This window comes from Clostridium thermopalmarium DSM 5974, from assembly GCF_002995795.1.
Taxonomy (GTDB): Bacteria; Bacillota; Clostridia; order Clostridiales; family Clostridiaceae; genus Clostridium_H; species Clostridium_H thermopalmarium.
The window spans coordinates 103521-129726 of sequence record NZ_PVXN01000065.1; the positions used below are offsets into that span (position 1 = coordinate 103521).

At 30.3% G+C, this 26206-nt stretch carries 19 protein-coding genes and 1 pseudogene; 7 read left to right on the top strand and 13 right to left on the bottom strand.

Going from position 1 to position 26206, the window contains the following annotated elements; translation table 11 throughout:
• Positions 1 to 22 precede the first annotated feature (22 nt).
• Complete coding sequence (locus tag CPAL_RS12705; RefSeq protein WP_106024769.1) at positions 23 to 2479, top strand: DsrE/DsrF/DrsH-like family protein; 2457 nt, start codon at positions 23 to 25, stop codon at positions 2477 to 2479.
• A 190-nt stretch (positions 2480 to 2669) separates the two neighbouring features.
• Here the strand turns inward: CPAL_RS12705 and CPAL_RS12710 are convergent, their stop codons facing one another.
• From CPAL_RS12710 to CPAL_RS12725, 4 genes are all read right to left on the bottom strand, one after another.
• Positions 2670 to 3788 carry an aminopeptidase gene (locus CPAL_RS12710; protein ID WP_061857225.1) on the bottom strand — a complete coding sequence of 373 codons (1119 nt, stop codon included), beginning with the start codon at positions 3786 to 3788 and terminating at the stop codon, positions 2670 to 2672.
• A gap of 55 nt (positions 3789 to 3843) precedes the next feature.
• Complete coding sequence (locus CPAL_RS12715; protein WP_106024770.1) at positions 3844 to 4206, bottom strand: response regulator; 363 nt, start codon at positions 4204 to 4206, stop codon at positions 3844 to 3846.
• Between the two features lie 227 nt (positions 4207 to 4433).
• Positions 4434 to 7238 carry an ATP-binding protein gene (locus tag CPAL_RS12720; RefSeq protein WP_106024771.1) on the bottom strand — a complete coding sequence of 935 codons (2805 nt, stop codon included), beginning with the start codon at positions 7236 to 7238 and terminating at the stop codon, positions 4434 to 4436.
• Between the two features lie 2 nt (positions 7239 to 7240).
• Positions 7241 to 8599, bottom strand: coding sequence for a metallophosphoesterase family protein (locus tag CPAL_RS12725; RefSeq protein WP_061857228.1), 1359 nt, complete (start codon positions 8597 to 8599; stop codon positions 7241 to 7243).
• Between the two features lie 202 nt (positions 8600 to 8801).
• Here CPAL_RS12725 and CPAL_RS12730 point away from each other — a divergent pair, with 202 nt between their 5' ends.
• Positions 8802 to 9431, top strand: a complete 630-nt coding sequence (locus CPAL_RS12730) for a DUF4397 domain-containing protein (protein ID WP_061857229.1) — start codon at positions 8802 to 8804, stop codon at positions 9429 to 9431.
• Positions 9432 to 9536: 105 nt separating this feature from the next.
• Here CPAL_RS12730 and CPAL_RS12735 read toward each other — a convergent pair whose 3' ends face one another.
• The 5 genes from CPAL_RS12735 to CPAL_RS12755 all read right to left on the bottom strand — a co-directional run bounded on the left by CPAL_RS12735 (position 9537) and on the right by CPAL_RS12755 (position 16080).
• Positions 9537 to 10724: a YgeY family selenium metabolism-linked hydrolase gene (locus CPAL_RS12735; protein ID WP_061857230.1), complete on the bottom strand. Its 1188-nt coding sequence runs from the start codon at positions 10722 to 10724 to the stop codon at positions 9537 to 9539.
• Positions 10725 to 10930: 206 nt separating this feature from the next.
• Positions 10931 to 11500, bottom strand: a complete 570-nt coding sequence (locus CPAL_RS12740) for a hypothetical protein (RefSeq protein ID WP_061857231.1) — start codon at positions 11498 to 11500, stop codon at positions 10931 to 10933.
• A 120-nt stretch (positions 11501 to 11620) separates the two neighbouring features.
• Positions 11621 to 12307, bottom strand: a complete 687-nt coding sequence (locus CPAL_RS12745; protein ID WP_242976326.1) for a phosphatase PAP2 family protein — start codon at positions 12305 to 12307, stop codon at positions 11621 to 11623.
• A gap of 52 nt (positions 12308 to 12359) precedes the next feature.
• Positions 12360 to 14606: a poly(ethylene terephthalate) hydrolase family protein gene (locus tag CPAL_RS12750; RefSeq protein ID WP_106024773.1), complete on the bottom strand. Its 2247-nt coding sequence runs from the start codon at positions 14604 to 14606 to the stop codon at positions 12360 to 12362.
• Between the two features lie 187 nt (positions 14607 to 14793).
• Complete coding sequence (locus tag CPAL_RS12755; protein ID WP_061857234.1) at positions 14794 to 16080, bottom strand: M48 family metallopeptidase; 1287 nt, start codon at positions 16078 to 16080, stop codon at positions 14794 to 14796.
• Positions 16081 to 16344: 264 nt separating this feature from the next.
• On the opposite strand from CPAL_RS12755, the gene CPAL_RS12760 reads away from it, so the two are divergent.
• The 5 genes from CPAL_RS12760 to gltX all read left to right on the top strand — a co-directional run bounded on the left by CPAL_RS12760 (position 16345) and on the right by gltX (position 20514).
• Positions 16345 to 16719, top strand: a complete 375-nt coding sequence (locus tag CPAL_RS12760) for a GntR family transcriptional regulator (RefSeq protein ID WP_106024774.1) — start codon at positions 16345 to 16347, stop codon at positions 16717 to 16719.
• A gap of 11 nt (positions 16720 to 16730) precedes the next feature.
• Positions 16731 to 17591, top strand: coding sequence for an ABC transporter ATP-binding protein (locus tag CPAL_RS12765; protein ID WP_106024775.1), 861 nt, complete (start codon positions 16731 to 16733; stop codon positions 17589 to 17591).
• Positions 17592 to 17595: 4 nt separating this feature from the next.
• Complete coding sequence (locus CPAL_RS12770; RefSeq protein ID WP_106024776.1) at positions 17596 to 18246, top strand: ABC-2 transporter permease; 651 nt, start codon at positions 17596 to 17598, stop codon at positions 18244 to 18246.
• 14 nt (positions 18247 to 18260) lie between these two features.
• On the top strand, positions 18261 to 18920 hold the full coding sequence (locus CPAL_RS12775; protein ID WP_106024777.1) for an ABC-2 transporter permease: 660 nt from the start codon (positions 18261 to 18263) through the stop codon (positions 18918 to 18920).
• 118 nt (positions 18921 to 19038) lie between these two features.
• The gene (gene gltX, locus CPAL_RS12780) at positions 19039 to 20514 is read left to right on the top strand and encodes a glutamate--tRNA ligase (protein WP_061857239.1); all 1476 of its coding nucleotides are present in this window, start codon (positions 19039 to 19041) and stop codon (positions 20512 to 20514) included.
• A gap of 63 nt (positions 20515 to 20577) precedes the next feature.
• On the opposite strand, the gene CPAL_RS12785 is transcribed toward gltX, so the two are convergent.
• From CPAL_RS12785 to larC, 4 genes and pseudogenes are all read right to left on the bottom strand, one after another.
• On the bottom strand, positions 20578 to 23181 hold the full coding sequence (locus tag CPAL_RS12785; protein WP_106024778.1) for an Ig-like domain-containing domain: 2604 nt from the start codon (positions 23179 to 23181) through the stop codon (positions 20578 to 20580).
• Between the two features lie 106 nt (positions 23182 to 23287).
• On the bottom strand, positions 23288 to 24034 hold the full coding sequence (gene larB, locus CPAL_RS12790) for a nickel pincer cofactor biosynthesis protein LarB (protein WP_061857241.1): 747 nt from the start codon (positions 24032 to 24034) through the stop codon (positions 23288 to 23290).
• A gap of 1 nt (position 24035) precedes the next feature.
• Positions 24036 to 24848 (bottom strand): ATP-dependent sacrificial sulfur transferase LarE, encoded by an 813-nt coding sequence (gene larE / locus CPAL_RS12795; protein WP_106024779.1) that lies wholly within the window; start codon positions 24846 to 24848, stop codon positions 24036 to 24038.
• Positions 24841 to 26183 (bottom strand): annotated as a pseudogene (gene larC / locus CPAL_RS12800) (nickel pincer cofactor biosynthesis protein LarC). The gene larE and the pseudogene larC overlap by 8 nt, the downstream one beginning before the upstream one ends.
• Positions 26184 to 26206: the final 23 nt, after the last annotated feature.

Below are 26206 nucleotides of genomic sequence, written 5' to 3' on the forward strand. Positions count from 1 at the left end.
TAATTTTATGGAGGGAGTTTAAATGAATAGAAAAGTATTAATAGTTGGAGGAGTTGCTGGTGGAGCATCGGCTGCTGCAAGGCTTAGAAGATTAGATGAAAATATTGAAATCATATTATTTGAAAAAGGAGAACATATATCTTTTGCTAATTGCGGATTACCATACTATATTGGAGATGTAATACAAGAAAGAGATAATCTTTTAGTTACTACTCCAGCGGATATGAAATCTAAATTTAATATAGATGTGAGAATTAAAAGTGAAGTAATTAAAGTGGATACAGATAAAAAAGAAATTACAGTTAAAAGTGCTGATAGAAGAACTTATACAGAAAGTTACGATGCATTAATTTTATCCCCTGGAGCAAAACCAATTCAACCTCCTATTAATGGTATAAACAATGACAAAATATTTACCTTAAGAAATATGAATGATACTGACAAAATTAAGGAATATATAGCTAAAAACAAACCAGAATCTGCTGTAGTTATAGGAGGCGGATTTATCGGTGTAGAAATGTCAGAAAACCTAAATCGCCTTGGAATAAATGTTACCTTAGTTGAGGCTGCTCCTCACATTATTGCACCATTTGACTCAGACATGGTAACAATTGCTGAAAAGGAATTAGAAGATAATGGAGTAGGCTTAGTTCTAAATAATGGAGTTAAAGCTTTTATTCCTAATGGCGGAAAACTAGACGTTGAATTAAATAATGGACAAAAAATAACTTCAGATATAGTTATACTCGCTATAGGGGTAACTCCCGATACTGCCTTTCTTAAGAATACAAAATTAGAGTTTGGTCCAAAAGGTCATATAATAGTAAATAATAACCTAGAGACTAACATTAAAGATGTATACGCTGTTGGTGATGCTATAGAAATTGTTGATTTCGTAAACGGACAAAAGACAGCTATCCCTTTAGCAGGACCAGCTAACAAACAGGGCAGAATAGCAGCCGATAACATCTGTGGAATAAAAACAACCTTTAAGGGTTCACAAGGTTCTTCAATTCTTAAGGTTTTCGATTTAACTTGTGCAGCTACAGGAAATAACGAAAGGACTTTGAAAAGATTAAACATTCCTTATGAAGTTATTTATGTATTGCCACAGAGCCATGCATCTTATTATCCTGGAGCAACGCCAATAACTCTAAAGCTTATATTTAATAAAGAAGGAAAAATCTTTGGTGCTCAGGCAATTGGATATGAAGGTGTAGATAAGAGAATTGATATTATATCAACAGTTATGAGATTAGGCGGAAATGTAAAAGATCTTACAGAGCTTGAACTTTGTTATGCCCCACCTTTCTCTTCCGCTAAAGATCCAGTTAACATAGCCGGCTATGCTGCAGAAAACATTATATCTGGAAAAGTTGATGTGGTTACTCCAAGTGATATAGATACAAGAGATAGAGATAACGTAATAGTTCTAGATGTAAGAACTGATTTAGAAATTGAAACAGGAACAATAGAAGGTTCTATCCATATTCCTCTGCATAATTTAAGAGAAAGAATGAATGAATTAGATAAATCTAAAGAAATTTGGACTTATTGCCAAATAGGACAAAGAGGATATTATGCTGCAAGATTATTAATGCAAAATGGATTTAAAGTTAAAAATATAACTGGAGGATATAAAGTATATCTAGCCTCTAAATTTACTCCTAAAAGCATAGATAATATTCTAAAGTCTAATAACACAATTATTAATGATGTGAAAAATCCAAAAGTCAATACGGGAATAGTTAAGAATTTAGACGCTTGCGGACTTAGCTGCCCAGGTCCACTAATGAGAGTTAAATCTGCAGTAGATGAATTAAATTTCGGAGATTTTTTAAACGTAACAGCTTCTGACCCTGGTTTCTATGCCGATATACAATCTTGGTGCAAAAGTACTGGTACAGAACTAGTAAGCCTAGCCAAGGAAAAAGGAATAATTAAAGCTACTTTAAAAAAGAATTCTGGAGAAGCAGCTATATCACAGGATAGTATTACGATTCCAAGAAAAGATGGTCAAACTATGGTTGTCTTTAGCGGAGATTTAGATAAAGCTATAGCATCTTTTATAATAGCTAACGGTGCCGCTGCTATGGGTAAAAAGGTTACTATGTTCTTCACCTTCTGGGGAATAAATATCCTAAGAAAACAACAAAATACATCCGTTAAAAAGACCTTCGTTGAAAAGATGTTTGGATGGATGATGCCTAGAGGATCACAAAAATTAAAACTATCTCAAATGAACCTGGCTGGAATCGGTCCTAAAATGATAAGAAGTATAATGAAAAATAAAAACGTTGAATCTCTTGAAGCGCTAATGAAATCAGCTATTGAAAGCGGTGTAGAAATAGTAGCCTGCCAAATGTCAATGGATCTATTAGGATTTAAAAAAGAAGAATTAATAGATGGTGTTAAATTAGGAGGAGTTGGGTACTACCTTGGAGAAGCCTATAATTCTAACGTAAACCTGTTTATTTAATATAGTTATAAAGAACTATTGCAAAACAGCAAATATTTTTATACTATCATAAATAAAAACCATGCATACAATGGAATATATTTTTCCTATTTATGCATGGCTTTTGATTTTATACAGGACTTTTATGCATTTTGCAGCAGACTCTCTAAAATTTAATATAGCTTATATATTATTTCATTTTAAGTACTAATTATTCTTCAAGCTTGCTGTCCATGAATTTTCCATTTTCATAGAAAAGTTCTCCATCAGCATAAATCTTTCCGCCGTTTCTCATATCACAAAGCATATCCCAGTGAATTGTAGATCTGTTTTTTCCTCCTGCTTCTGGCATAGAATCTCCTATTGCCATATGAATTGTTCCACCTATCTTTTCATCAAACAGCATATTCTTTGTGAATTTTTTAATTCCGTAGTTTGTTCCTATGGCAACTTCACCAAATCTGGAAGCTCCCTCATCTGTTTCCAAAAGGGCCTTTAGAAGATCTTCTCCTTTTTTAGCAGTTGCTTTTACGACTTTACCATTTTCAACTTCTAATCTTATACCCTCGATCTCTTTTCCCATATAGATTCCTGGAAAGCTAAAAGTAATATATCCATTTATACCGTCTTCTACTGGTGATGTAAACACCTCTCCATCTGGAAAATTTACTTTTCCATCACAATTAATCCATTTTCTTCCTTCAATATTAACTTTTATATCTGTTCCTTCTGAAATAATATGAAGTTCTTTTTTATTATTTAAATACTTTACCCATTTTTCTTGATATGCGCTTATCTTTTTCCATTCACTTACTGGATCTTCACTATCTAAAAGACCTGCTCCATAAACAAAATCTTCATACTCAGAAAGGCTCATGCTTGCTTCTTGAGCATCTGCATAAGTAGGGAATTGTGTTCCGCACCATCTAAGGCTTCCATTTCCCATTCTTTCTGAATAAATCTTTCTCCAGCTTGCTGCTCCCTTAGAACTTAATTGAAGCCTTTTAGCATCTATATTTGAATTGGATTTTGTATTTCTTGTTCCCCAAGCCGTAAGCCATACATCTGCTTTGGATAAAAGAGTTTTAGCCATGAAATTTTCTTCTTGAAGTTGATCATCAGTACTATATTTTAATTTTATTTCACTAACAGCATCAGAAGTCAAGTTAGTTTCTACGTGTGCTCCTGCAAGAATAGCTTCTTTAACTACCTCTGCCATCCAAGGTTCTGCTACACTGTCGCATTGAACATATACAAAGTCCCCTTTTTTTACCCTTGTTGAGTAATTTACTAAAAGTTTTGCAAGCTTATTTAATCTAGGATCTCCCATTTTCATTCCTCCCTAAATTTATATTAAAAACTCTTATCTAATTAGAGCAATATTTCTATTTGCTCATCATTATCTTATTTATTTCCATTATCATTTTTTCTTCATTTAAAGGCTTTATGAGAAATCCTTTAGCTCCAGCCTTAATGGATTCTATAACCATTCCCTGTTGTCCCATAGCAGAACACATTATAATTTTTGCATTAGGATCCATTTTTATTATTTCCTTTACAGCCTCAACACCATTCATATCTGGCATAGTTATATCCATAGTAACTATATCTGGTTTTAATTCTTTATATAATCTAATAGCCTCACTGCCATTGGCTGCTTGCCCTACTACATCAATATTATTTTTTGTTAGATAATTTATAATATTAAGCCTCATAAATTGAGAATCATCCACAACTAAAACTTTCATTTTATCTCTCCTACATAATTATAATTTAAAAATAGAGTGGCTATGTTTTAATGTAAAAATCACCACCCATTAAAAATATTTTTACATTTTTAATAGAAAAAAACCAATACAGCATGTATTTGTATTGGCATAGCATAATTATACATTTTCCATGTTTTTACGTCAATAATTAGTTTCCATACTTATCCCTATACGCCGCATATTTCATTTTTAATTTTGCATATATATCAATTATCTTGAAGATAATCAATTAATTTTTCTTTGCTAATTTTATTAAATTTTCCTTTTTCCAATTTTAAATATGTAACATTTTCACATAGCTCGCCTATATATTCTACCATTCTTGAATGGCAAGTAGTTATAAAAATCTGATTCTGTTTTGCAATATTAGTTAGAAGTTTTAACACACTCTTAGTATGACTTTCATCAAAATTAACAAAAGAATCATCTAAAATTATTGGCAAAGAAGGAGTTATTTCTTTTATTCTACTAAGCCTTACAGATAAAAATAGCTGTTCTTTTGTTGCTCTGCTCAAAATCTTTGAATTTTCGTAGATAGTTCCATCTTTAAGCACAGTTCTAAAATCCATAGATGTCAAATCTTCTACTGGCTGTATATCATAATATTCACCTTTGGTTATTTGGCTCAAATAACTGCTAGCATCCTTTAGAAGAAAATCCTTGGTTCTCTCTACAAAATTATTCTGAACCTTTTTAAGTATAAATTCTGCTGCTCTCAAAGTTCCATAACGCTTTGCTATGGAATACATAGATTTTCTAGCCTCATCAATCTTTTCCTGAGCATATTCAATGTTTTTTGTACTATAAAGATTTTGAAGCTCGTATCTTATGCTTTCCCTTTTTTCTATAGAACTTTGTAGTTTTTCTTCAAATTTCTTAAGCTTTTCCTTTAAATTATTATACTCTTCCTCCACATTTTCAATAGAAATAAATCTACCCAATTCCTCTTTAAAATTTTCTAAACTAATTTTTAAAGGTAAGAATGCACAAGCATTTTCTAAAGTTTTTTCTAATATTTCATATTTACTCTTAAGCTCTTTAAGCTCTCTAAATTTTTTACATCTTTTAATATAGTCATCCAATAATGTCATTATATCTTCTTTGCCATATTCTCCAATGAATTCTTTTATCTTTCTTTCACATAAAACTTTTTTCTGCTCTTCTAAATTTAATTTTTCTGCAACATCTACATAATTATTTAGCTTTTCTATTTGTTCAAAAACAAGGTTAGCGTGCTTAATTATCTCCCTATCTTTATATATATAATTTTCTCCTATTAGTTCACTAAACTCTCCAATGATATCTACCATTGGAATTAAGCTTTCTTTTATAGCTGTTTCTTCTTTATTTAACTTATTAATATAGTTTTGAAGACTCAATATGCTGTTTTTTATTTCTTTTACATTTCTAAAGTATTCTATCAATGCTTCTCCTGATATTTCTTCATCTATATCTAGAAGTTCTCTATAGCTTTTCAACCTTAACCTTGTCCATTCAAACTTCTCACTGATCTTTTCTAAACACTCCTTATTATCTAAAATTTTCTTATCTATGCTTTCTAGCTGGGTAGTATTAGCAAGAAAGGACTTATTAGTTGTTGAAGAATATTTAATAAATCCATAAGTTCCTCCTAGAGCAGCTCCCGATATGGATAACACTATTCCTGCACTGTAATTTACAAAGCATAAAAGAGCTCCAAGAATTATTATGCATATAGAAATATAGAAACATCTTTTTATAAGCTTGTCTATATTAGTTATTTCATTATTTCCATAAGTTTTTTCAAGCATCCCTTTGTTATTCTCTAACCCCTTTATTTCATTAGTTAACTCTCTTTTTTTATAGTATAATTCTTTTTCCTCTCTTACTAATGTGCTTAGTTTATTCTCTTCAATAGCATCTATCTTTATATTCATCAGTTTAGTAAAATCATCTTTCCATTTTTCATTGATGCCAAGAATTCTTCTTAAAATCTCCTCCTTAGCTCTAATACAATTATTTTTTAATTCCTTATAATTATTTATTTTTTCTTTAATTCCTGATAAACCTTGACCAAAAATTAAAAGCTTATTTTTATTACTTAGTAGCTTATATTTCAGTTCTTCTTCACCTACCATTTGCAAGAATCTGCATTTTTCCTCATTGTATTCATTGAGTATATTATTGTATTCTTCTTTTAGAGCTACTGCTTTCTCCATAGAACTAAATTTTTTCTCTTGCTCTAGCAAGCTCATATCTTCCAAAGAGATTTTTACTTTTAATTCTTTCAATTCTCTATAGGTTTCAAAGTTATTTTTTATTAATTCTAGTCGAAATACATCATCTCTTGTTTTGCATATTTCACTTTTAAACTTTTCAATATTATTTTCTATATTCTTTAGCTCAATGCTCTTTTCATAATACTCTTCAACCTGAGCTTTTGCCCTTTCCCTAAGCCTTATACCTTCTTTTATTTCTTTATTATATACCTTGAACTGTTTTGTAGATGGGTTTCCTCTCACTCCACCTATTTTTTGAGCCTCACTTTGAATTTCCTTAATAAATTTAGGAATATGGATTATCTCTTTAAAACCAGCTCCTAGTAATATGCTCTGCATATTGCTTACTTCTTTGGAATCCTCAAGAGAAGTATTTTGAAGCTCGTCTAGAGTTATAGTAAAAAGCTGTTTATATGTAAAATAATCAACATTTCCATACAACTCTTCAATGGATCTGTTCTTTTTTATATTAATTCCTTTTACTGATGGAAGCCTGCTTCCTATTATCTCTATATTAAATAGTTCACCATTATTACATTCAACATCATAATTTACACCATACTCTACACTTGGCTTTGGAAGGTCTTTAGCATTTTGTCCAAATCCAAATCCTAAATGCCTAAATAATTTCATAAAGGTGGTTTTTCCTGCCCTATTATGTCCACCTATAACTATTATGTCCCCATTAAGATCCTCCAATTTTTCATCTCTAAATATACCAAAATCCTTTATATATATTCTCTTTATTCTCAAGCTTACTCACCTTTTTCTAAAAATTTTTCTATAATGAGTTCTTTGGCAGAATTTATTATTTCTTCAACTAAATCATTATTGAGCTGTATTTTTTCCTCATCCATATCTTCTAAACTGCTTTTTTTCTCAAAAACATTTCCAAAGGTATTTATTATTTCTTTTTTTATAAGCTCGTCTTCTAGGCACAATCTGGATATATCATTTACCTCTCTTATTATCCTATTGTTTTTAATTAGATAATCTATATCTGGTATTTCTTTAGATGTATTTATTGATACAGCATTGGTATATAAAAATAGCCTTTCATTTAAAAAATGTTTATTCATCCTTTCCACAAGATATTTTTCTGCATTTTCTTCATCTTCTCTTAAAAGCTCGTCTATTTGTCCTCTTCCCTCTATACTCCAATGAACTATATATCCCTTCAACACCTTTTCTATTGGATAAACACTTTCTAAATTCTCCGGTGCCTCCACATGCGCATTTAATATTTCCTCACCTTTTTCTATTAAAAGCTCCTCCATATCATTTAATCCCATAAGTACTTTATCTGAATCATTTATATTTAATACAGCTCTCTTCCATATTACAGATGATATTGGTATAAATTTAATTTGTTGAGATAGGTCCTCCATAACTTCTACAAGCAGACATCCACCTATTCCTTCTTCTCCTATATCTCTTCCTTGAGGAATCCCTGAATAAACTATAACAGGTTTGCTATTTAAAATTCTGCATTTGTGTATATGACCTAATGCCCAATAATGTATATTTTCTATTTTTTTTAATTCCTCTATACTGCAAGGTACATATTTGCTGCTCACAGGTTCTAAAGCCGTATGAAGTACTCCTATATTATACACAGAAGAATCCTCAACTTCATAAGATAAAGCTATTTTTCTTTTCTCCCACCTACTTTTATAGGATTGTCCAATAACCTTAGCTATAATCTTTCCATTTTTACTTATATTAAAGCTTTGAGCCTTGTCACAATCGAATATATGTACATTACTAGGCAGAGTAAATATCTCCCTTGCCTCTCCTCCTAAAGGATCATGATTCCCTCTAATTAAATATATATGTATATTTTCTTTTTTTAATCTGATGCTTTCATCGTACAGAACTCTGCTTCCTTTAACAGTACTAAACTCTCTGTCATAGATGTCCCCAGATAAAATTATAAAATCTGCATTAAATTCTATAGCCGAAGTGCAAATCCTTCTAAAGCTATTGTATACAGCTTCTTTTAACATCTCATCTATTTTATTATTTTCTTTAACACTTGCATGAATAATACTCCCTAGATGTATATCTGAAGCATGAATAAATCTAAACTTAATCCTTGATTGGCCATCTATCATTTTACATGCCTCCTTAGTTTAAACTATACCCTATCCTTTGGCGCACTAGAAATAAATTACCACAATATTTAATATTATATTTTGATTCTATACTCTCTTCCATTTACTAGCAAGATAATATTTATTATAAAATTTATGCACATATATTAGTATAGGTGCATATCCTATTATGTAGAAATAATTTTGAAAGGTGACTAATAATATGTATTTTGATCCTTACTTTAGAAGGCCAGCCAAGTCTTTTGTACGACTATTTCATGCCTCTCCTGATGCACCAGCTGTAGATGTATACTTAGGCAATCAATTAATAGCTAGGAATTTAAACTTTAAAGACTTTACTCGATACCTTACAGTAGCTCCAGGTTCTTACAACATAAGAGTTTTTCCTGCTGGAAAAACCACTGATCCTATTATAAATACTAATTATACATTTAGGCCAAATACTATATTAACGATAGCTGCTGCAGGAATGCTTAAAGAAATTAAACTACTTCCTTTTGAAGAGCCAAAAATGCCTTCAATTCCTAGAAAATCCTATATTAGATTTATTCATCTATCTCCTAACACTCCTGCTATAGATATAACTCTGCCTAATGGAGAGGTTTTATTTAAAAATATAAGCTTTGAAAAATCCTCCGATTACATTTCAATTTCTCAAGGAACATATACTCTCCAAGCTAGACCTACAGGTACAAGCAAGATAATATTAAATGTCCCTAATGTCAGAATAAGACCTAATAGAATTCTAACCGTTTACGCCGTCGGACTACTAGATAAAAAGCCTCCTCTACAGGTTGTAATACCACTTGATGGAAGCTCCTATATTGATTAATATATAAGAAAATTGCATAGCAATTTTCTTATATATAACATCACCCATGAGATTTGCATTTAGTAAAGATTCACTGCGCCTTTGCAGGCGTCTCCACTTCTCCACTTAATTGAGCCTTGCTGGCAACATTGCATAAAACTTACAAGCTTCCACTAATTGCCCAACTTCTATCTGTTCTCTAGGACCATGAGCAAAAATTTCATTTCCTGGACCAAAGCCAATGGTTGGAATATTGAAAATTCCTGCAGTAACATTACCATTTGTACTTATAGTCCACTTGCCAAGCTTAGGCTCTTTGTTAAATATATCTCTATAAACATTTTTTGCGGCTTTTAAAAATTCATGATCCTCATTTAACGACCAAGCTGGAGTACAAGCTCTGCATGGATAAACTAATCCCGTATAACTTGGCTTATCAAGCATTATTAGTTCAACTTTAGCATTTTGAGCTCCATTTAATTTCCTTACCTCTTCTAAAACACTGCTCATATCTTCCCCTATTCCTATCCTTCTATCTATATGAACAACACATTCATCTGGAATTGAACCAGAAGATGGAGTTTTAAAAAACAATTGAGTCACAGCTATAGAAGCTTGACCCAAAAAACCATTATTCTTATATTTTTTATTTAACTTTCTTAGTTCATCAATTATCGGTAAAGCCTCATATATTGCATTCATTCCCCTTTGAGGAGCACTAGCATCACAAGGCAAGCCTTTTACTGTTACCATAAGCTCAACTTTCCCTCTGCTACCTCTATATATGTTCAAGTTTGTAGGTTCTGTTATGATTACCAAATCTGGTATTATATTATCTTCTTTTATTATGTATTGCCATGCTACTCCTTCCCCTTCTTCCTTCATAACTGTTCCTATGAAATAAATAGTATATTCATTGTAAAGTCCCATCTCTTTTATAATCCTTCCTGCATAAACCATAGAAGCTATGCCGCCTTTTTGGTCTGCTGCTCCTCTTCCATAGATTACATTATCAACCATGATTCCTTCAAAAGGATTTATTCTCCATAACTCCCCATCTCCAACTTGTACAGTATCCATATGAGCATCTATGGCTATAGTTTTGCTTCCATTTCCTATTCTTCCTATTACATTTCCTAGATTGTCTATAGTAACTTCATCGAATTCCAATTTCATCATCTCATTTTTGATTGTTAAAGCTAATTTTTTTTCCTCTCCACTAAAGCTTGGAATTCTTATCATTTCTATTAAGAAATTAATCATATCTTCCTTATATTTTTCTGACAACTCAATTATTTTGTTCTTTATGTCCATTATTTCTGCCCCTTTTTAAAATATTATTCTATATATGTTATTTCTATATTTCTTTATTTATAACTGTTTTAAATAAATTATGAATTATACTTGTCCATTATCTTCAAAATCCCGTATAAACCTAGACAAAGTATTTTTAATTCATAAAACTTTGCTGAGAACTTTACATAAACTAAAAATAATAACAAATTCAAGGGGCATTTATTTTAGTTGCGATTCATTTTTTTTAATCTTAATATGCCAAAAATTGCTCCTGCTCCTCCCCAAATCAAAAGTACAGGTATAAAAGAAGGTATTAACCCATCAATAAAAGAACATATAAAATTAACTGGTATATAAATGAAAGATATTATAGGAAGAAATATATTTTCAATTAGATATGGTGATATTGTGGTGAATATAAAACTTATTAAAATTCCAATAGGAGATTTTATAGTTGTTACTAGAATAAAGCTCAATATTATAAAGCTAATAATCATATACTTGATTAAGTAGTCATTGTTCTGTAATACTGTTGAAAAAGCATATTTAAAATTGTTCCATATATGGTCATAGCTTATACTTGAAAAAGAATATTTTTTTATATAGAACTCTAAAAAATTTAGATTTTCATTAGAAATAATAAATACTGGAAGTATAAAAATTATTCTCAAAATAAGAAATGCAATAGAAAATCTAATTCCCTCAATTATGTAATTTATGGTTTTATATTTATGTTTATTCATGTTTTGTTTTATGCTAGATAAATCATTTATTATTAACAACTTATCAGACATTTAACCCATCCCCTCTTTACCATATTTTTACATAAGTATATATTACCATATTTTCCCTAAATTTGCATTAGCTTAATTCTCAAAAAATAAAAAAGCCCTGCCGTAAATACAGAGCTTTTTCTAACTTATATATTTAGTTATATTTTTCATACTTCTTCTTCTGAATATAGATAAAGCTATAAACACCCATACAGAAGCTAATGCCCAACCTCCAATAACATCACTTATATAGTGAACACCTACATATACTCTACTTAATCCAATTAATGAAGCATATATAAAAATTACAATGCTTATTATATATGCAAGAATTCTGTTATTTAAAAAGCTTAATATGAAATAAATTAGTATTAAAGCACCTGCCATTGAGATTATAGCGTGACCACTTGGAAAACTATACCCTCCAATATCAACTAACCAATCTCCTTCAGGTCTTTCTCTTCCACATAAAAATTTCACACTTTGACTTACAATAGCAATACCTAAAATATTCACTGCATAAAACATTGCTTCTCTTATTTTATTTCTCATGTAAAAATATAGTATTATAAGAATAGTAAATATTATTGCAACTATCGTGTCACCACTTTTACTTATAAAAACCATAATAGTGTTTAACTTATCACTTCTAATGGTTTTAATATAATTAATTACTAGCTTATCAATTTTTCCTCCTCCTGCATTAAAACTATCTCTAAGCTTTATTATAAAAAAAGCAATCCATCCTATAGCCATTACAGCAAGGAAGCACAAATAATATCCTAAATTAGACTTGTTGTCTTCTCTAGAGCTTATTGTATACATCATAGGTTTCTCCTTTTTACATAAAATCTTTATTACTTAATCTTTAAATAGTATACTAAATTTCCATACCTATGTCATCTATTAATATATCTCCTTTGGAGTCTTTATTAAAAATAAATTCTATACTTTTTAATCTATTTGGCTGAAACTTAGAATTTACTTTTATAAAATCCATTATAGGTATTTGAAAAGTCTGAAGTACAGGTTCAAAATTTTTTCCATAGTTCCTCTTATTATAGTAGTTCCATTTTGAAATTTTAACTCCTATTGGTGGATGAAGTCTTCCTATATTGCTCAAACATAGGGATGCTTCCTCTCCGCTATTATCAATCAATCTTATAGTAAAGTCTGTTGACTCTAATTTATTTTTTTCTAGCTTTTCCTTTTGCACATCTGCAGCAGAAAATATCAACTTTGATTTAGAATTAATATTCCAATTATTTGCCACGCTTTTAGGAAGCTCTATAACATATATTCCTCCACTATGGGTCCATTTTAATTCTACAGCATTGTTATTTCCTAAAAAATCACTTCTAAACTCTAACCTTTTTTCCTTCCAGGTATATATACCTTCTCCTCTTTGAATGCCCCCTGCTAAAGTTGAGGTCTCAAGATCTGCATCTTCCTCATAATTGCTTATGAGTTTAAAATTAGAATCTTCAAATCTGCTTATATATACAGTTTTAGGGAGAAAGTTTTCACCTTCTTCATAATTTTTAAATAAGGATATATAATCCATCTCATTTTTAAGAGTAGTTTTCAAAAATGCAGATATATAGGTTTTTGCTATATTCCTTTGGTCTTCTCCACTTAAGAGAGGCTTTATGTTTAATGCCCACCCTAAAGGTTTTGGTATATCTCTTTTTCCCCACAAGGTATTGAATTGCCCATGATTTGCTCCATATATATATAATGAGGACTTAAAATGATACATACCATCATCGAATTTTATTCTATTATATTGATTGCTTCCAACAAACGTAGACACATCACCATCATTAGCTCCTTGAAGAAGAAGGTAGTTTATATTTTTTATTTCTATGGGCTTACCAGCAGGCTTATATTGTTCATCTGTAGGTGCTATTGCTACTATAGACTTAATATTGTAATTAAAATTAAATTTTACAGAAGCATTGGTTGGATAATACTTAAGCTTGTTAAACACTGCTGCAGTAGCCACAGCTTCTCCCCCTCTTGAATGTCCAATTAATGCAATATTATTAAAATCAACTTTATTATAAAATGGATTTTTCTTATCCTCATTAAATTTTTTCCAAACATCTAAATGCTTTAATAAAATCCAAGCCCTTGCATCATTTTCTCCTCCCAAATCTCCAAACCAAGAACCATTCAGAAAATTTTCATCTACAGAAACTGTAATAAAACCTTGACTTGCTAAAAGTCTTCCCAAATACTCATACCCCTTTTCAGACCTTTCTTTCATATCATGATTTCCATGAACTATTAATACTAAAGGGAATTTCCCTTCTCCTTCTGGATAATAAACTTGTCCATTTATAGGCATGGATTTATCGTCAAAGCCCCAATACATAGTTCTTAGTTTTCCCTTTAAACCTATATAATTTTCAAGAAAAGGATAAGCATATACATTATCTGTCTTTATATCTACTTCTTCACCATACTCTACTCTATTTTTATCTCTTCCACTGCCGTAAGATAAGGTTTTAACTTTGTATTTTTCTTCTTCACTTTGGCTTAATATATCTTCTTTATTATCTGAACTTTTCATAGATAATATATAATTTTTTAATTCATAATTCACATTACCTAAATTTCTTATCTGAGCTATTGCAGCTATGTTTAAAGTCAATGTTATACCAACTAATGCAAAAGCTAACATTCTTTTTCCTTTGTTTTTAAAAGCAAGTCTAAGCCCTATTCCTAAAAAACTTTCTACGGCTATTATTAAGATTGCCCATAAAAACGCTAAATAAACAGGAAAGCCTAAAGCAAAACTAATTCCTGCTGTAAGGGCTGCTATTCCAAGAATTAATATGGCTAAAAACTCCGTGGGAAAATCCCTAAATACTCTAAGTATAATTTTTATTAAAGTTTTTCCTATAAGTACAAAAATCATTCCAATGAAAACACAGAATGATATATCTATAATCTTTCCAAAGCCTGTATCCAAGTAAAATCCAATCACTGCCGAAAGTATCATAATAAATCCTATTATAGCGAACCTTCCACCTATCCAGGCCTTTCCAAACACTTCTTTTATCATTTTTACAAATTTTATGTATATACTTTCAAGGCAAACCACTATACTTTTTATTTTCATATTTTCCCAACCCTTTATTGTATTTATACAATTCTATTATACACGACAACCCAATAAAAGTGGAGGCGCTACAAGCGCCTCCACTCTTCAACTGCGTTTTAAGCTTCTTTACAAAGTGAATCTTTCCTAAATGCAAATCCAATGCGTGATGTTATATATAAGAAAATTGCATCGCAATTTTCTTATATTATTCTTTTATATATTTTTCATATCTAAGTCTCTTTCCTTCTTCCCATGGTTTGTATTTCTTAAAAAATTCTAATCTTTCATTTATTGGAGGATGATCATATTTCCACATCTTATATATAGGATCCGGATTTGGAATTGTAATTCCTTCATTAGAAAGTTTTTCAAAAGATGTTATGGCAGCAGCATTATCTCTTGTAAGTTCTATGGCAAAAGCATCTGCTTCACGTTCTATGTAACAAGAATAAGCATTAGACGCTGGAATTATAAATATCATGCATAGACTTACTATAAATATAATTAGAGGAAAAGATGCTACATCACTAATATCAGTAAACTTAAACCTTCTTTTAAATTTATTTATTATAAAAGGTGCTAAAGCATGAATTATATATAAAACTATAAAAGTAACTATTGTTTGTATTATAAAGAATTTTTGAATATGTGATAATACATAATGGCCTATTTCATGAGCAGTTACAAATTTTAATTCCCTTAAATTTAGCTTATTTAAAGCAGTGTCCCACAACACTATTCTTCTAGCCTTTCCTATTCCAGTCATATATGCATTTATCATAGATGTTTCTTTGCTTTTATCTACTTTTAAAATAGTACAGTTTTCTATTTTTGCCTTTTGTGCAAGTTCAATTAAACTTTTTTCTGTGGTCTTATCTTCTATGGTCTTAAAATCGTTAAATAATGGATCTATTATAACTGGTTGTGCATAAAAAAGTGCAAGGCTTATAGGTATTGATATAATTCCAGTATATATCCACCATCTTTTACGGCTTCTTCTAATTATGGAGTAAAGCATTGAAATAGCAAAAAATATTCCTACAGATTCTATAGCTAAACTTAAAAAATAATTTTTTAACCACATATACAGAGGTTGATGTGACAATCCAAATTTATGACTTTGAATATAACTGCCATAAAAGGTTAATGGAAAGTTTAAAGCACTATCTAATATGCTATATATAAGTCCATAAATCCCTACAGCTAAAAAAGTTCTTTTTCCTATTCCCTTTGATACATTTCTAAGCTTTGCAGAAGATCCTGTTGATAATATTATTATAGGTACACCTAGGCTGAATACAATCTTAAGTCCTTGTACTATTCTATCACTTTTATAAAATCTCTCTCCTTTTTCTTCTCTACTTTCTATACTTATATTTTTTTCTCTAAAAATATCCCCTTTTCCTAAAGCCAAATTATCATGATTTATAAATATTACACTTATAAAAACAAATATTATAATAACTAACTTAAGCACTTTAAATTTTTTCATACCTTATATTACAGCTCCTTATAATATCATTCTATAAAACCTTCTCTACTAATTATACTATTATAATTCTAAAAAATTCTAAAAATCCATTGACAAAAATCCAAAGCAATGTATATACTGTATATATACGATATGTACAGTATATACAAACATGCATATAAAATCTTTTTCTTTACAAACTTTATTTTTTCAGCTTCGTAGAATTTTATTATGTATTTGATTTTACATTGTATTCTATTAAATATTATATAAGGAGACATTCAAATGAAAATAATAGTATCTAACTCTTCTGGAGAACCCATTTATGAACAGATATCAAATCAAATAAAAGCCTTAATAATACAGGGTGAGCTGCAAGAGGGAGACGCCCTTCCTTCTATAAGAAGCCTTGCAAAGGAACTACAAATAAGTGTTATTACAACTAAACGAGCCTATGAAGAACTTGAAAGAGAAGGATTTATAGAAACTGTTGCAGGAAAAGGTTCTTTTGTAGCGGCTCAAAATAAGGAGCTGCTGCGTGAGAGAAAGCTAAAGTTTATAGAAGAAAAACTTTTAGAAGTAGTTGAAGAAAGTAAGATGCTTAATTTAAGTTTTGAAGATATTTTAGAAATGTTAAAAATTCTTTTTGAAGAAAATTAGGGGGTTTTTATATGAATAATAATAATATCTTAGAAGTCAACAATCTTAGAAAAAAATATAAAGATTTCACTCTCAATAATATAAGTTTTACTTTAGAAAAAGGCTATATTATGGGATTTATAGGACCTAATGGAGCTGGAAAAAGCACAACTATAAAATTGATTATGAATCTAATTCATAGAGATAGTGGTTATATTAAAATTTTCGGTCTTGATAACTTAAAGCATGAGAAAGAAGTCAAAAACAGAATAGGCTTTGTTTATGATGAAAATTATTACTACGAAGATTTAACTATGGAAGGGATGAAAAAAATAATAGCTCCCTTCTATAGCAAATGGGACGATTCTTCTTTTTATAAATATATGAAAGATTTTAATTTAGACCCTAAGAAAAAGATAAAAACTTTATCTAAAGGTATGAAAATGAAATTTTCATTAGCCATTGCCCTATCTCATAATGCTGAACTCATAATAATGGATGAACCAACCTCTGGACTTGACCCTGTTTTTAGAAGAGAAATATTAGATATTCTCTATTCTATTATTCAAGATGAAAATAAAAGTGTATTTTTCTCTACTCACATAACTACTGATTTAGAGAAAATAGCAGATTATATAACTTTCATAAACAATGGAAACATAGTGTTCTCAAAGCCTAAAGATGATATATTAGAAAGCTATGGCATAGTTAAAGGAGGCCTTGAACTTTTAAATAGCCATACTAAAAAAGAATTTTTAGGTATTAGTGAAAACCGATTTGGCTTTGAAGCCCTTACTGATAATGTAGAAAATATAAAAAAAGTCTTTAAGAATGAAGTTATAATAGAAAAACCAACTCTTGAAGATATAATGGTCTACACCGTAAGGAGGTAAGAATATGATTAATCTCATTAAAAAAGACCTTGCTATAGCTTTTAGTAAGAAAAATGCTGCTATATTTTTAGCTTATTGTCTATTTATAATTACAGTAATGGACACTTTTTCTTCTGATAATATATACATTCTCATAATCAACACTATAGCTTATTTCTTAGTCAGTGAAAGCTTCATATATGATGAAAGAACTAAAGGGGAATATATAATAAATTCTCTTCCTGTAAAAAGAGAAGAAATTGTCCTATCAAGATATTTGAGCTTAATATTTTATATTTTTGCCGCTACAGTATTTGCTGCTGCCTTAGGATCACTAACTGCCTTAATGAATATAGGAAACATTGGATTTATAAATATGAATGTAATTAAAAAGGTATTTGTTTCTAGTATTTTAATGATTTCCTTAGTTATACCTTTGTTCTACAAATTCGGTTATAGAACTATAAAGATACTTTATTTGTTGATTTATATGTCCTTCTTTTCATTTATAACTGCTATTCAAGATATTGTAACTTTAGATTTTGTAAAAAAAATTATGGTCTTTATGGAAACTAATAAAGGGCTTATAGATATATTATCTACAATTATACTGATATGCCTAGTAATTATATCAGCCATAATTTCATTACAAGTTTATAGAAAAAAAGATATATGAGAGGGTGAGTATTAATGTTAAATCTAGTTTTAAAGGATTTTAAGCTTGGCAAAAGGTATAATATATTCCTTTTAGTATATAGTCTCATGATATCCGCATTTGGTCTTAAGATGGATCACCTTCCTGGAATGCTTTATGTTTTATCTATAGTAATGCTATCTTATATATCTATCCTATATTCTAATGGTTATGATGAAAAATATAAAATCAATATAGCATTAAACAGCATGCCCATTAATAAAAAAGATATAGTACGTGCAAAGTATTTATCCCTTATTCTACGCGTTTTAATAGTATCATGTGTTATAATCATATTTACTCTTATTTTAAATAGACTTGGAGTAAAAGCAGCTGTTCGAACTGCAACCTTTTGGGATTTCATTTTATCCTTTAACTTGCTTGGTATATTTTACTCAGTATACTATCCTCTTTACTATAAATTTGAGTATAATAAATTTAGAATAATCAATATGGTATTATATATACTTCTATTAGTTATTCCAGGCTATATTACAAAATTTCTTAAATCTAATATGGGATTAAAATTCTCCAATTGGCTTATGGATTTTAGACATTTAAATCAGTTCCACCTTTTTACATCAACTTTAGTTTTAATAGTTTTGGTTATATCAATGATAATATCCTCAAAAATCTACTGCAATAAAGAATTTTAGCCCGCCTAATATTGACATAAAATATGCCTTGGTATATGATTAAAAGAGGATTTTTCATGCCTTTCATCAGAGAGCAAATGGTGAAAGGCATTTAAATATATATATAGGAGTGAAGAAAATGTCAGCAAAGGAAGTTAGAACGAGATTTGCACCTAGTCCAACTGGCTATATGCATGTGGGCAATCTTAGAACAGCCCTTTACACTTATTTAATAGCAAAACATGCAGGCGGAAAATTTATATTAAGAATTGAAGATACAGACCAAGAAAGGTACGTTGAAGGAGCTGTTGATGTAATATTTAAGACTCTAAAAATGACTGGTCTAATTCATGATGAAGGTCCAGATATAGGTGGTCCTGTAGGCCCTTACGTTCAAAGCGAAAGACGTGGTATTTACCTTAAATATGCTAAACAATTAATTGAAAAAGGAGAAGCTTACTACTGTTTCTGCGATAAAGAAAGACTTGATTCTATAAAAGCAGCTTCTGACGATCCTAATCAAAAGGTATTTAAATACGATGGTCACTGTAGAAATCTTTCAAAAGAAGAAGTAGAAGAAAAATTAGCTTCTGGAATTCCTTATGTTATAAGGCAAAAAAATCCTACTGAAGGTGTTACAACTTTTGTAGATGAAATTTATGGAGAAATCTCTGTAGATAACTCTGAACTTGAAGATATGATTCTCATAAAATCTGACGGACTTCCAACATACAATTTTGCTAATGTTATTGATGACCACTTAATGGGAATTACTCATGTAGTCCGCGGAAATGAATACCTATCTTCTGCACCAAAATACAACAGATTATATAATGCTTTTGGATGGGACATTCCAACTTACATACACTGCCCTCCAATAATGAAAGATGCTCATAACAAGCTAAGTAAGAGAAATGGAGATGCTTCTTTTGAAGATTTACTTGCAAAAGGATATCTTAAAGATGCAGTATTAAACTTTATCGCTCTTCTTGGATGGAATCCAGGAACAGATCAAGAAATCTTTACTTTAGAAGAACTTGTAGAGCAGTTTGATTATAGAAATATTAATAAGTCACCTGCTATATTTGATACAGTTAAATTAAGATGGATGAATGGAGAATACATTAAAAAGCTTCCTCTTGAAGAGTTCCATAAACTTGCAATGCCATATTATAAAGAAGTTTTTAAAGAAGAAGACATGGCAAAACTAGATATGATGAAGATAAGCGAACTTCTTCAAACAAGAACTGAAGTTTTAACTGACATTCCAGAAAAGCTTCCATTCTTTAAGGAATTACCTGATTATGATATAGACTTATATACCCATAAAAAGATGAAAACTAATGCTGAAAATTCTCTTGTTACTCTAGAAAAAGTACTTCCAGTACTTGAAGGCTTAGAGGATTGGACTTTTGAATCCATTCATGATGCAATATTCAACTTAATTGCTGAAATGGAAGTTAAAAATGGAGTGGTTCTATGGCCTATAAGAACTGCCCTATCAGGTTTACCAGCATCTCCAGGTGGAGCTTTTGAACTTGCAGAAATCCTTGGAAAAGAGGAATCTCTAAGAAGAATTAAAATTGGAATAGAAAAACTAAAAAATAGGGCTTAAGCAAAGCCCTATTTTTTATACTGTAATCTTCATTAACACACCGAAATACTATCATTTTAAATTTTATTCTGTTATGCTCCATACACCATTTACTTTTTTACAATTTAAGCTTATATCTTGAGTTTCTTTTACCTTATTTCCATCCTTTTCAACTACTGTTTCTGCACTAAATGATATAAAAGCAGTATCAGAGGATAAATTCACTTTTCCTACTGTAACTTTTCCAACTTCTCCTTTAAAATCATCTTTCCATTTGTTTATAATATCATCCATGAAACTCCTCTGCCTAGCATCTAGATTGCTTGGAGATACAATTTCAAATTTAACATTCAAATCTCCTTCTTTACTTTCATTTACAGTAAACTGTGCTACTACAGCTTTAGGTAATTTTTTCCCTGAAGAAGCTTTTACACTATCCTTTATTATAATATAGTAAGACTCTCCATATTCATAAGGCTGATTAGGAGTTAATTTTACTGAAGATTTGTCTTCTCCTAAAGAAACCTTTACAGATTGAGTTCTGCCCATACTATCAACCACAACAATATTGTCCTCTGTAATAGTACTTTCATCTAATTCCTTATTAAATTTTATATTCCATTCCTTATCTTTTGGAACTACTTCTTTACCTTCTAAAGACTTAGTTGTGTAATCTGAAGGGAGTATATCATTTATACCTATTCCATAGGAAATCACTCCACTTTTATAAGTTCCTATATAAACCTTTCCATCATTACCACTAACCATACTAGTTATAGTATCATTTGCTTCTATATCATAAAGTCCAATAAATTTATCTGAATTCTTTTCCTTTGCATAGAGCATATTATATCCTATCCATAATATTAACTTCCCATCTCCTGTCTCTTCTAATTTTCTTATTTCAGGATAGGTTTCCGTAAGATTTGAACCTTGACCACTGAATCTTAAGTCCTCTTGAGGTGTAAGATTTTCATCTAGTTTATAAACCTTATATCCATATGAACTATTTCCACAAACAAATTCAAGCTCATCATTTTCATTTAAGAATATATTAACAGGTTCATCTCCATTTGGAGATCTATAATTTATTGCTCTATACTGATTTCCATTTAATTTATTCAATTTTACTCCATTAAGAGCTTTAGTAATCAAATAAACATCATCATTTTTGTCCTTTATTAGCTTATTATAAATTACACTATCATAAGAATAAAGCTTTGATAACTCTATTTCTTCTACCTTCTTATCCTTGTCCACTACATAAAGCTTTTCTTCGCCTACAGCGTATAAGTATCCATTATCATCAAAAGCTATAGAAGAAGTATAGTTCATAGAACCTTCTTCATTATTTAATTTCACATACTCCTCTATAGAATTATCTTTTAACTTATAGACTATGTCATCACATACAAAATATACTTCATCATTACAAATTACTGCACTAACATAGCTTTTAAATTTAGCTCCAGCATTATTTTCTATATTAAACTTATTATTCTTTAAAGTTACTTCTAAAAGCACATCATCACTGTTTTTATAATCTTCATCATAATTATAATTATCACTTATTATTCTAACATCTGAAATGTTATCTTTTAAAACCACTGCTGAATTTGATACATAACTACCTACAATAGTATCTTCCGCTTCTCCTTGGCTTATAAGAGTAAAGCCTCTAGTATTTCTTACAGCAATATTGTTTTCATCTTTTATACTGAATTCTTTACTTTCTTTTGATACTGTATATTTTTCTTGGATTTCATCATTAACTATTTCTTTAATTTTATCTTCATCTAAGACCCATATATTCCCTTTAGCATCTTTTTCTATATCCTTTAAATTAGTTCCATTAAATTTCTTTATAACCTTTCCAGATTCAGACACGTGTACAATCTTATCTTTGTGAATAACCCATAGACTACCATCGTTATCTATACTATAGTCAACAATATCATCTTCAAAAGTATAGGTTTTATCTGTATCATCTTTATATATTCTAGTAAGCATATACTTTTTAGTTTTGGAATCACTTTCTGTAACCTTAAAGCAAATTCCTTCATTTGAATCTGATTTTAAATTCGTAAAGGCATCATCATATTTAAAACTTTCGCTTGCTTTAAGAGTACGGACGCTTTTCTCAACAGCACCTTCAGTATTTTCCACTTTTAAAAGATTATATATTCCCTCAGAAGAGTTATACACTGAAAACCACTTGTTTTTACTGCTATCTATTATTACTTCTTGAAGTTTAATATTATTATCTGTATCATTAAATGAAATATATTCATTTACAGCATTGGATTCTCCTGTAAACTTTTCACTGTCTATTGTTAACAATTTATACGTAGAGTTTGTTCTACATGGAGTTAAATATATGTACTTTCCACTTATTCCAATACTTGTACTAGGAAAAATATCTACCTTGCCTAAGTTATACTTCTTAGCTTTTCCATCCTGTATAAAGTAAAGAGAATCCTCAGTAAGAACTAATGTGTAGTCATCATATTGTTTTATTTTAAATATTTTACCTTCAATATTATATTTGTTAGCTATTTTAGTAGAGCTGCTATCATATTTTTTATAATCCTCTATAGCTTGTACTTCTTTACTTAAAAATCCCATTGGTAAAAGGGTAAGTATAAAAAAATATACCAATGCAAGACTAATAATCCTTTTATTCTTCACTTTATTTCCTCCAATCTTATAATATGTATTGTATTCATTATACTACAACTTATGTAAAACTTTAAGCTTAAAAACTAATATCAATAATTAAACCAACTTTATAAATTTAAAGTTGGTTTATCATACTAGCTAGGTATCCAGCTCCAAATCCGTTATCTATATTTACAACACTTGTACCACTCGCACAGCTGTTTAACATCGATAAAAGCGCTGATAATCCGCCAAAATTAGCTCCATATCCCACACTGGTTGGTACTGCAATAACAGGTTTATCAACTAAACCTCCTACAACGCTAGCAAGAGCACCTTCCATACCAGCTACAGCAATTACAACCTTTGCTCCTCTAATTATATCTAATTTACTGAATAGCCTGTGTATTCCAGCAACTCCCACATCGTTGATTCTCTCAACCCTATTTCCAAAAATTTCAGCTGTAATTGCTGCTTCTTCTGCTACAGGTAAATCCGAAGTACCTGCTGTAACTACAGCAATATAAGTATCTGTTTTAGAAACATCCTTTTTCTTTACAGTAATAGTTCTTGCAAGCTCATTGTACTCTGCTTCTTTACATATTTCCTTTACCGCTTCATACATTTCTTTTGTAGCTCTAGTTCCAAGTATATTATTATCTTTTGTATTCATAAATTCCACAATGCCTTTTACCTGCTCAACTGTCTTTCCTGCACAATATATAACCTCAGGATATCCTACTCTTATTTCCCTATGATTATCAATCTTAGCATAACCTAACTCCTTATAAGGTAAATCTTCAAGCTTACTTGCGGCATCATTTATTGAAATACTGCCGCTTTTCACTCCTTCTAAAAGTGCTCTTATATCCTTAGAATTCATTCTAATTCCCCTTTTCTTCTATATTAAGGTTAAGACTTCCTGTCCTATATCCTTGCATATCCAATGATACATATTTAAATCCGAATTCTTTTAGCTTTGAAGAAATTTCATCCATTAATTTTATATCAAATAGTCTAGGCATATCTTCTATTGGAACTTCAATTCTAGCTAAATCTCCGTGACATCTTACACGGACTGCTCTGAACCCTTTGTCCATTAGATACCTTTCTGACTTTTCTATTTTCTCCAAATCTTCTACCTTAAGCTCAGTTCCATAAGGAATTCTTGATAAAAGGCAAGCATATGGGGGTTTATTCCATGTTGGCAAATTAAGCTCTTTTGACAATTCTCTTATTTCATTTTTGCTTAATTTATTTTCAAGAAGAGGGCTTTTAATTTCAAGCTCCTTTAATGCTCTTAATCCTGGTCTATAGTCATTTATATCATCAGCATTTGTTCCATCCACCACATAATTGTATCCATTTTTATTTGCAAAATCCTTTACCATTGTAAACACAGCTGTTTTGCATAAATAGCATCTATCTTCTGGATTAAACTTAATTTCATCTATTATAACAGGAACTTCTAAAAACTCATGTCTTATTCCTATTTCCTTTACTAACTCTTTTGCTTCTTCTATCTCCCATTTAGGAATATAGGGAGATACCACTGTAAGCGCCGCAGCTTTATCTCCTAATGCTTCCTTTGCAGCTTTGAGTAAGAATGTGCTATCCACTCCTCCTGAAAAAGCTACTACTACACTTCCTAAATTCTTTAGATAATTAATAAGATTTGAATACTTTTGATTATTCATTTATAATCCCTCCCATGGTCTTTAACACTTCATCATATATGTTTTTAATAGGCTCACTATTATCTTCCGCAAGCTTTCTGCAATCCTCATATTCTGGCTTTGCCTTTATTAATTTGCCTTTGTAATAAGCTTTTTTAACAGATACTTTTCCATAAATGGTGTCCACAGTTTGAAATTCTCTTTTTAACTTGGTTCTACTGATTTTATATTCTCTAATTCCTAAAGTAGTCGTTTCTTTAAAAATTATCTCCTTTATATCTTCTTTATTCTCTTTTCTACAGAGCACACTTAGTATAACACCTAATCTTTCCTTTTTCATAAGAATCGGAATCCTATATACATCTAAAGCCCCTTTATTAAAAAGTCGTTCTATAATATATTCATATATTTCTGGATTCATATCATCAATGTTACATTCTAAAACATAGGCTTCATCTTTATCCTCCGTATTTATATGTAATTCCTTAGTTTTTTTTTACCTAAATATACTCTTAATACATTTGGAATTTCTGTATCCCTGCCACCTACTCCATATCCTATCTTTTCAATGGTAAAATCTTTCATATCTGAAAATTCATCCACAGAAGAAGCTAAAATTGCAGCTCCTGTTGGAGTTGTTGTTTCAAAAGGTACTATTCCTGTTTTTACTGGTATTCCTTTAAGTATTTCTACTGTAGCAGGTGCTGGAACTGGAATAAGTCCATGAGCACATTTCACAAATCCTCCACCAAGTTCTACTGAAGATGCCATAACTTTGTCCACCTTTAAGTAATCTAAACATATAGCAGCTCCTACTATATCTACTATGGAATCCACAGCTCCTACCTCATGAAAATGCACTTCATAAAGCGGTTTTCCATGAACTTTTGCTTCCGCTTCAGCTACTTTTCTAAACATATTTAAGCTCATTTTTTTTACATTATCATTAAGTTCACTTGAATTTATTATTTTCTCAATATGCTCTAGATTTCTATGAACATGGTGGTTATGGCTGTGAGAATGACTATGAACATCATGGTGATTATGTGAATGATTATGATCTTGTGAGTGTTCATGAGTATATCCATCTTCATGTATATGTTCATGATGAGTTTTAGTTTGTCCATGCTCTTCATCGCAGCATGCTTCATCATTATGTTTTAAAATTACATCTACCTTTGTACCTTCAATTCCTTTTCTACTTTCTTTTCCAACCTTTATTTCAAACTCACTGTCCATCCTTAGTTTAGATAGCTCTCTTATCAAAAAGTCCTTATCTACACCAAGGTCTATCATAGCTCCTAAATTCATGTCCCCACTTATTCCTGCAAAACAGTCATAATAAAGTACTTTCATATTTCCCTCTCCTATTCTTTGCT

Bases quoted from the DNA above. Each gene is read 5' to 3' on its own strand.
- CPAL_RS12705 (WP_106024769.1), top strand. From the start codon at position 23: ATGAATAGAAAAGTATTAATAGTTGGAGGAGTTGCTGGTGGAGCATCG.
- CPAL_RS12710 (WP_061857225.1), bottom strand. From the start codon at position 3,788: ATGGGAGATCCTAGATTAAATAAGCTTGCAAAACTTTTAGTAAATTAC.
- CPAL_RS12715 (WP_106024770.1), bottom strand. From the start codon at position 4,206: ATGAAAGTTTTAGTTGTGGATGATTCTCAATTTATGAGGCTTAATATT.
- CPAL_RS12725 (WP_061857228.1), bottom strand. From the start codon at position 8,599: ATGATAGATGGCCAATCAAGGATTAAGTTTAGATTTATTCATGCTTCA.
- CPAL_RS12730 (WP_061857229.1), top strand. From the start codon at position 8,802: ATGTATTTTGATCCTTACTTTAGAAGGCCAGCCAAGTCTTTTGTACGA.
- CPAL_RS12735 (WP_061857230.1), bottom strand. From the start codon at position 10,724: ATGGACATAAAGAACAAAATAATTGAGTTGTCAGAAAAATATAAGGAA.
- CPAL_RS12740 (WP_061857231.1), bottom strand. From the start codon at position 11,500: ATGTCTGATAAGTTGTTAATAATAAATGATTTATCTAGCATAAAACAA.
- CPAL_RS12745 (WP_242976326.1), bottom strand. From the start codon at position 12,307: ATGATGTATACAATAAGCTCTAGAGAAGACAACAAGTCTAATTTAGGA.
- CPAL_RS12750 (WP_106024773.1), bottom strand. From the start codon at position 14,606: ATGAAAATAAAAAGTATAGTGGTTTGCCTTGAAAGTATATACATAAAA.
- CPAL_RS12755 (WP_061857234.1), bottom strand. From the start codon at position 16,080: ATGAAAAAATTTAAAGTGCTTAAGTTAGTTATTATAATATTTGTTTTT.
- CPAL_RS12760 (WP_106024774.1), top strand. From the start codon at position 16,345: ATGAAAATAATAGTATCTAACTCTTCTGGAGAACCCATTTATGAACAG.
- CPAL_RS12765 (WP_106024775.1), top strand. From the start codon at position 16,731: ATGAATAATAATAATATCTTAGAAGTCAACAATCTTAGAAAAAAATAT.
- CPAL_RS12770 (WP_106024776.1), top strand. From the start codon at position 17,596: ATGATTAATCTCATTAAAAAAGACCTTGCTATAGCTTTTAGTAAGAAA.
- CPAL_RS12775 (WP_106024777.1), top strand. From the start codon at position 18,261: ATGTTAAATCTAGTTTTAAAGGATTTTAAGCTTGGCAAAAGGTATAAT.
- gltX (WP_061857239.1), top strand. From the start codon at position 19,039: ATGTCAGCAAAGGAAGTTAGAACGAGATTTGCACCTAGTCCAACTGGC.
- larB (WP_061857241.1), bottom strand. From the start codon at position 24,034: ATGAATTCTAAGGATATAAGAGCACTTTTAGAAGGAGTGAAAAGCGGC.
- larE (WP_106024779.1), bottom strand. From the start codon at position 24,848: ATGAATAATCAAAAGTATTCAAATCTTATTAATTATCTAAAGAATTTA.